This window comes from Streptomyces sp. NPDC127117, assembly GCF_042677325.1.
Classification (GTDB): domain Bacteria; phylum Actinomycetota; class Actinomycetes; order Streptomycetales; family Streptomycetaceae; genus Streptomyces.
The window spans coordinates 66,616-72,623 of the sequence record NZ_JBHXTM010000004.1 but is presented as its reverse complement, the minus strand read 5'-3'; the positions used below and the strand labels follow the sequence as shown (position 1 = coordinate 72,623).

At 71.6% G+C, this 6,008-nt stretch carries 5 protein-coding genes; 2 read left to right on the top strand and 3 right to left on the bottom strand.

The features are described 5' to 3' along the window. On the bottom strand, positions 1–1,212 hold a 1,212-nt coding region (locus ACFVH0_RS05320; protein WP_385818127.1), incomplete at its 3' end, for an acetyl-CoA C-acetyltransferase. 122 nt (positions 1,213–1,334) lie between these two features. Beyond that, positions 1,335–2,399 (bottom strand): SGNH/GDSL hydrolase family protein, encoded by a 1,065-nt coding sequence (locus tag ACFVH0_RS05315; protein ID WP_385818310.1) that lies wholly within the window; start codon positions 2,397–2,399, stop codon positions 1,335–1,337. Between the two features lie 155 nt (positions 2,400–2,554). Here ACFVH0_RS05315 and ACFVH0_RS05310 point away from each other — a divergent pair, with 155 nt between their 5' ends. Beyond that, positions 2,555–3,961, top strand: coding sequence for a cystathionine beta-synthase (locus ACFVH0_RS05310; RefSeq protein ID WP_385818126.1), 1,407 nt, complete (start codon positions 2,555–2,557; stop codon positions 3,959–3,961). Positions 3,962–4,259: 298 nt separating this feature from the next. On the opposite strand, the gene ACFVH0_RS05305 is transcribed toward ACFVH0_RS05310, so the two are convergent. Beyond that, positions 4,260–5,090 carry a helix-turn-helix transcriptional regulator gene (locus ACFVH0_RS05305; RefSeq protein WP_385818125.1) on the bottom strand — a complete coding sequence of 277 codons (831 nt, stop codon included), beginning with the start codon at positions 5,088–5,090 and terminating at the stop codon, positions 4,260–4,262. A 149-nt stretch (positions 5,091–5,239) separates the two neighbouring features. On the opposite strand from ACFVH0_RS05305, the gene ACFVH0_RS05300 reads away from it, so the two are divergent. Continuing rightward, the gene (locus ACFVH0_RS05300) at positions 5,240–6,001 is read left to right on the top strand and encodes an SDR family oxidoreductase (RefSeq protein ID WP_385818124.1); all 762 of its coding nucleotides are present in this window, start codon (positions 5,240–5,242) and stop codon (positions 5,999–6,001) included. Positions 6,002–6,008: the final 7 nt, after the last annotated feature.

The following is a 6,008-nucleotide window of genomic DNA, read 5'->3' as shown; positions in this document are numbered from 1 at the left end:
CCGCTCGATGACCATCGCCATGCCCTGGCCGCCGCCCACGCACATGGTCTCCAGGCCGAACTGCTTGTCGTGGAACTGCAGGCTGTTGATCAGCGTGCCGGTGATCCGGGCGCCGGTCATGCCGAAGGGGTGGCCGACGGCGATCGCGCCGCCGTTGACGTTGACCTTCTCCAGCGGCAGGCCGAGGTCGCGGTAGGAGGGGATCACCTGGGCGGCGAACGCCTCGTTGATCTCGGCCAGGTCGATGTCGTCGACGGTCAGCCCGGCCCGCTTCAGCGCCTGCTTGCTCGCCTCCACCGGTCCGTACCCCATGATCTCGGGGGAGAGGCCGGAGACGCCGGTCGAGACGATCCGGGCCAGCGGGGTCAGGCCCAGCTCGCGGGCCTTGGTGTCGGACATGATCACGAGCGCCGCGGCGCCGTCGTTGAGCGGGCAGCAGTTGCCGGCGGTGACCAGGCCGTCGGGGCGGAAGACCGGCTTCAGGCCCTGCACGCCCTCCAGGGTGACGCCCGCGCGCGGGCCGTCGTCCTTCGAGACGACCGTGCCGTCCGGGGTGGTGACCGGGGTGATCTCGCGCTCCCAGAAGCCGTTCTTGATGGCTTCCTCGGCGAGGTTCTGCGAGCGGACACCGAACTCGTCCATGTCCTGGCGGGTGACGCCCTTGAGCCGGGCCAGGTTCTCCGCGGTCTGCCCCATCGCGATGTACGCGTCCGGCACCAGGCCGTCCTCGCGCGGGTCGTGCCAGTCGTCGCCGCCCTGCTCGGCGCGGGCCGCGGTGCGGGCCTCGGCGTCGGCGAACAGCGGGTTGTGGGTGTCCGGCCAGTTGTCGGAGTTGCCCTTCGAGAAACGGGACACCATCTCGACACCGGCCGAGATGAAGACGTCGCCCTCACCGGCCTTGATGGCGTGCAGCGCCATCCGGCTGGTCTGGAGCGAGGAGGAGCAGTAGCGGGTGACCGTACAGCCGGGAAGGTGGTCCATGCCCATCTGCACGGCGATGATGCGGCCCAGGTTGTTGCCCTGCTCGCCGCCCGGGAGGCCGCAGCCGAGCATCAGGTCGTCGATGTCCTTCGGGTCCAGCTCGGGAACCTTGGCCAGCGCGGTCTGGATGATCGTGGCGGTCAGGTCGTCCGCGCGCAGGTCCTTCAGCGAACCCTTGAAGGCCCGGCCGATGGGGGAACGGGCTGCAGAGACGATCACGGCTTCGGGCATCACGCGGCTCCATGAGGGCTGGAAGGCGGGTTCGGGCACGTACTGACTTGGAAGTTACCTGTACGTAGACGCTGGGTCACCGGGCAGCGCATGTGACGCCGACCTCTTTTCTAAGCGGTCGCTCAGTCGATGGCGGGGCCGGACCCCGGAGGGGCGCCCGGCCCCTGGCGGGCCGGTCGGTTCGCCGACAGGTCGCGCGGTTCCCCGTGCGGCTCCGGGTGCGGGTGGGGCTCCGTGGCCGCGGGCAGACGCCGCCGCCTGCGCTGCTTGAGGAGCGCCCACGGCGCCCGGGCCCCGGTGACCTCCGTACCGGCCTCCTTGGCCGCCTGGGAGGCCGCCTTGGCCACCGGCAGCATGTCCGCGCGCCGGGCCCCGTCCAGCCGCTCGGACTCCGGCCACAGCCCCAGCGCCGCGCAGAGCGTGGGCAGCACCGCCATCGCCGCCGTGGCGTACCCCTCCGCCGACGGGTGGTAGTTGTCCGGGCCGAACAGCTCCCGCGGATTCGCCTCGAACTCCGGCCCGAGCAGATCGCCCAGCGACACCGTGCGCCCGCCCTGCTCCACCGAGCCGATCGTCTGGGCCGCGGCCAGCTGCCGGCTCACCCGCCGGGCCAGCCAGCGCAGCGGCTGGTAGACCGGCTCGATCGTGCCCAGATCCGGGCAGGTGCCGACCACGACCTCCGCACCCGCCGTACGCAGCCTGCGCACGGCGGTGGTCAGACAGCGCACCGACTGGGTGGCGGGAATCCGGTGCGTCACATCGTTCGCACCGATCATGATCACGCAGACGTCGGGCGGCCGGGAGGCGTCGGCCAGCAGCAGCGAGACCTGCCGCTCCAGATCGTCCGACCGGGCACCCGGCTGCGCCACATTGCGCAGATCCACCGGCCGTTCCGAAACCGCCGCCAGCCCCGAGGCGAGCAGCGCCCCCGGGGTCTGCCCGGCCCGGCGCACCCCCTGCCCGGCCGCCGTCGAGTCACCCAGCAACCCCAGCCGCAACGGGTCCGCGGGACCGGCGAACGCCACCCCGTACCGCCCGTCCGCGCTCGGTGGAACCGGTGCGATCCCGCCGCCCACCTGCCGTTTCGCCAGCTGGACCTCCGCCAGCAGGACGCCCACCGCCGCCGCACCGATCAATCCGATGCTGCCGCCGCCGTAGGCCGCGCCCGCCGCGATCCGCCGTGCCACCCTTGCCCTTGACACAGTCCGGTCCACCTCCTCGTCGCCGTACCGCCGTACATACAGCTAACTGCCCCGCAGTGACCGTCGCTCAATCGCATCGCCCAATCCCGTCCCCGTACGCATACCCTTGCCGCACCATCTCGGAGACCCCGGAGTACACGGTGCAATTCCACGATTCGATGATCAGTCTCGTAGGCAATACCCCGCTGGTGAGGCTGCGCAGTGTGACGGCCGGCATCCAGGCGACGGTCCTGGCCAAGGTCGAGTACTTCAACCCCGGCGGTTCGGTCAAGGACCGCATCGCCCTGCGCATGATCGAGGCCGCCGAGCAGAGCGGCGAGCTCCAGCCCGGCGGCACGATCGTCGAGCCGACCAGTGGCAACACCGGCGTCGGCCTGGCGATCGTCGCCCAGCAGAAGGGGTACAAGTGCATCTTCGTCTGCCCGGACAAGGTGTCCCTGGACAAGATCAATGTGCTGCGCGCCTACGGTGCCGAGGTCGTCGTCTGCCCGACGGCCGTCGACCCCGAGCACCCGGACTCGTACTACAACGTCTCGGACCGCCTGGTCCGTGAGACGCCGGGGGCCTGGAAGCCGGACCAGTACTCCAACCCCAACAACCCGCGTTCCCACTACGAGACCACCGGTCCCGAGCTGTGGGAGCAGACGGACGGGAAGATCACCCACTTCGTCGCGGGTGTCGGCACCGGCGGCACGATCAGCGGCACCGGCCGCTATCTGAAGGAGATCAGCGGCGGCTCGGTGCGGGTGGTCGGCGCGGACCCGGAGGGCTCGGTCTACTCCGGCGGCTCCGGGCGCCCGTACCTCGTCGAGGGCGTCGGCGAGGACTTCTGGCCGAGCGCCTACGACCGTACGGTCACGGACGAGATCGTCGCCGTGTCCGACAAGGACTCCTTCCAGATGACCCGCCGCCTCGCCAAGGAGGAGGGCCTGCTGGTCGGCGGCTCCTGCGGCATGGCCGTGGTCGCCGCCCTGGAGGTCGCGGAGCGGCTGGGCCCGGACGACGTGGTCGTCGTCCTGCTGCCCGACAGCGGGCGCGGCTACCTGAGCAAGATCTTCAACGACGAGTGGATGGCCGACTACGGCTTCCTGGAGGACACCGGCCCCTCCGCGCGCGTCGCCGATGTGCTCGACCACAAGGACGGCCCGATCCCGACCCTCGTCCACATGCACCCGGAGGAGACCGTCGGCGAGGCGATCGACGTGCTGCGCGAGTACGGCGTCTCGCAGATGCCGATCGTGAAGCCGGGCGCCGGCCACCCGGACGTGATGGCCGCCGAGGTCATCGGTTCGGTGGTGGAGCGGGAGCTGCTGAACGCCCTGTTCGCCCAGCGCGCCTCGCTCTCCGACCCGCTGGAGAAGCACATGTCGCCGCCGCTGCCGCAGGTCGGCTCCGGCGAGCCGGTCGAGGACCTGATGGCGGTGCTCGGCGGCACGAACACCGCGGACGCGGCGATCGTGCTGGTGGAGGGCAAGCCGAAGGGCGTGGTCAGCCGCCAGGACCTGCTGGCGTTCCTGGCCAAGGACGCGGCGGCCGGCAAGGCGTAGGGGCCCGCGGGGCTCGCCTTCGCGAAAACGGTACGAGCGCGACACGTTCGCGCAGCACCGGCTTAACACGGGTCCGGCAGATTGATGGGTGTCGGCGGGCAGGCCCGCCGGCACCCGATACGGCGACACGGACTACGGAGCGGCTCCCGGACCTCCATCGTCGCCAGGACGCGGTGACCGGAACTGACCCGGACCGTGTCCCTCGCGGGGACCGCCGTCGTCCCGCCCCCCGGGCAACCGGGGGTGCGGCGGTCCCCGCGACACATCCGTGCCCGGGGCCCGCCGGCCCGCGGGCGTCTCAGCCGGCCGGTGCGGCCGCCCAGCTCGCCAGCAGCGCGATGCGTTCGGCGGTCTCGCTGCCGGGCTCCGGGGTGTAGACCACCAGGGACTGACCGGGATCGCCGGCCGAGCCGAGCGTCTCGTAGGGAAGAACCAGCTCGCCCGCGACCGCGTGATTGATGCGCTTGACGCCACCGGTCTTCGACTTCACCAGGTGGTCCGCCCACAGCCGGCGGAAGTCCTCGCTCTTCAGGGACAACTCACCGACCAACGTGGCCAGTTGCCGGTCATTGGGGTGCAGCCCCGCGTCCAGGCGCAGATACGCGACCGTCTCCGCCGCCACCGCCGCCCAGTCCGGGTACAGCTCCCGCGCCGCCGGTTCCAGGAACACCTGGCGGGGCATGTTGCGCTCGGCGGCCGGCATCCGGGAGAAGCCGACGACGGCGTCCCCCAGCGCGTTCCAGGCCAGCACGTCCATCCGGCGCCCCAGGATGAACGCCGGGGCGGCGGTGAGCGAGTCCAGCACCAGGCGCAGCCCGGGACGTACCCGCTGGGCGGAGGCCGGGGCCGGGGCGCCCGCCCTGGGGCGCGCCACCGTACGCAGATACGCGTGCTCCGTCTCGTCCAGCCGCAGCACCCTGGCTATCGCGTCGAGCACCGCGTCCGAGACGCTCGAACCGCGCCCCTGCTCCAGCCGGATGTAGTAGTCGACGCTCACCCCCGCGAGCTGCGCCACCTCCTCGCGCCGCAGTCCTGGCACGCGCCGCCGGCCGTACGACTGGAGCCCCACGTCCTCGGGCTGGATACGGGCACGGCGCGAGCGGAGGAAATCACCTGGGTCAGCGTCCATGGCGTCGATCGTAGAAGAAGCGCCGGAGCCCAGCCTGGTACTGGCAGACCCAGGAACAGCGTGCCCCTGGGTAACACGGTGGCGGCCCCGCAGAGTGGAACCAGGCCCGGGGAAACGCCCCGGTCCGCCAAGCGCTCAAGGAGCACGACATGTCGTACGGGACTCTCGCAGGCCGCACCGCCGTCATCACCGGAGCCGCCAGCGGCATGGGCAGCGCGACCGCCCGGCTGCTCGCCGCCCAGGGGGTACGGGTCGCGCTGCTGGCCCGGCGGGCGGAGCGGCTGGAGGAGCTGGCCGCCGCGATCAAGGAGGCGGGCGGCGAGGCGCTCGCCGTCGCCACCGACGTCACCGACCAGGCGTCCGTCGACGCCGCGGCCGAGCTGGTGCACAACACCTTCGGCCGGGTCGACCTGGTGGTCAACGCGGCCGGTGTGATGCTGCCGAACCCGGTCGACGAAGGCCGGACCGACGAGTGGCAGCGGATGATCGACACCAATGTGACGGGCGCCCTGCGGATCATCCGGGCCTTCACGGCCGACCTGGTGGCGGTGGCGGCCGAGGGCCGCACCGCGGACCTGGTCAACATCTCGTCCATCGGCGCGCACATCATGTTCCCCAACTACGCGGTGTACGGGGCGACGAAGGCCGCGCTGACGTACCTGTCCACGTCGCTGCGCACCGAGTTCGGACCGCGTGACGTCCGTGTCACGAACATCGAGCCGGGCCTCACCGACACGGAGCTGGCCGGCCACATCGACAACGCCGAACTGAGCGGGCAGCTCGACGGCATGTTCGACGCGCTCGGCGGGCTCTCCAGCGACGAGATCGCCGACCTGATCGCCTACACCACCAGCCGGGCGCGCCACATCAACCTGCGCCAGCTGATCGTGCAGCCCACCCGCCAGGCGTAGGCCGTGC

Bases quoted from the DNA above. Each gene is read 5' to 3' on its own strand.
- ACFVH0_RS05305 (WP_385818125.1), bottom strand. From the start codon at position 5,090: ATGGACGCTGACCCAGGTGATTTCCTCCGCTCGCGCCGTGCCCGTATC.
- ACFVH0_RS05300 (WP_385818124.1), top strand. From the start codon at position 5,240: ATGTCGTACGGGACTCTCGCAGGCCGCACCGCCGTCATCACCGGAGCC.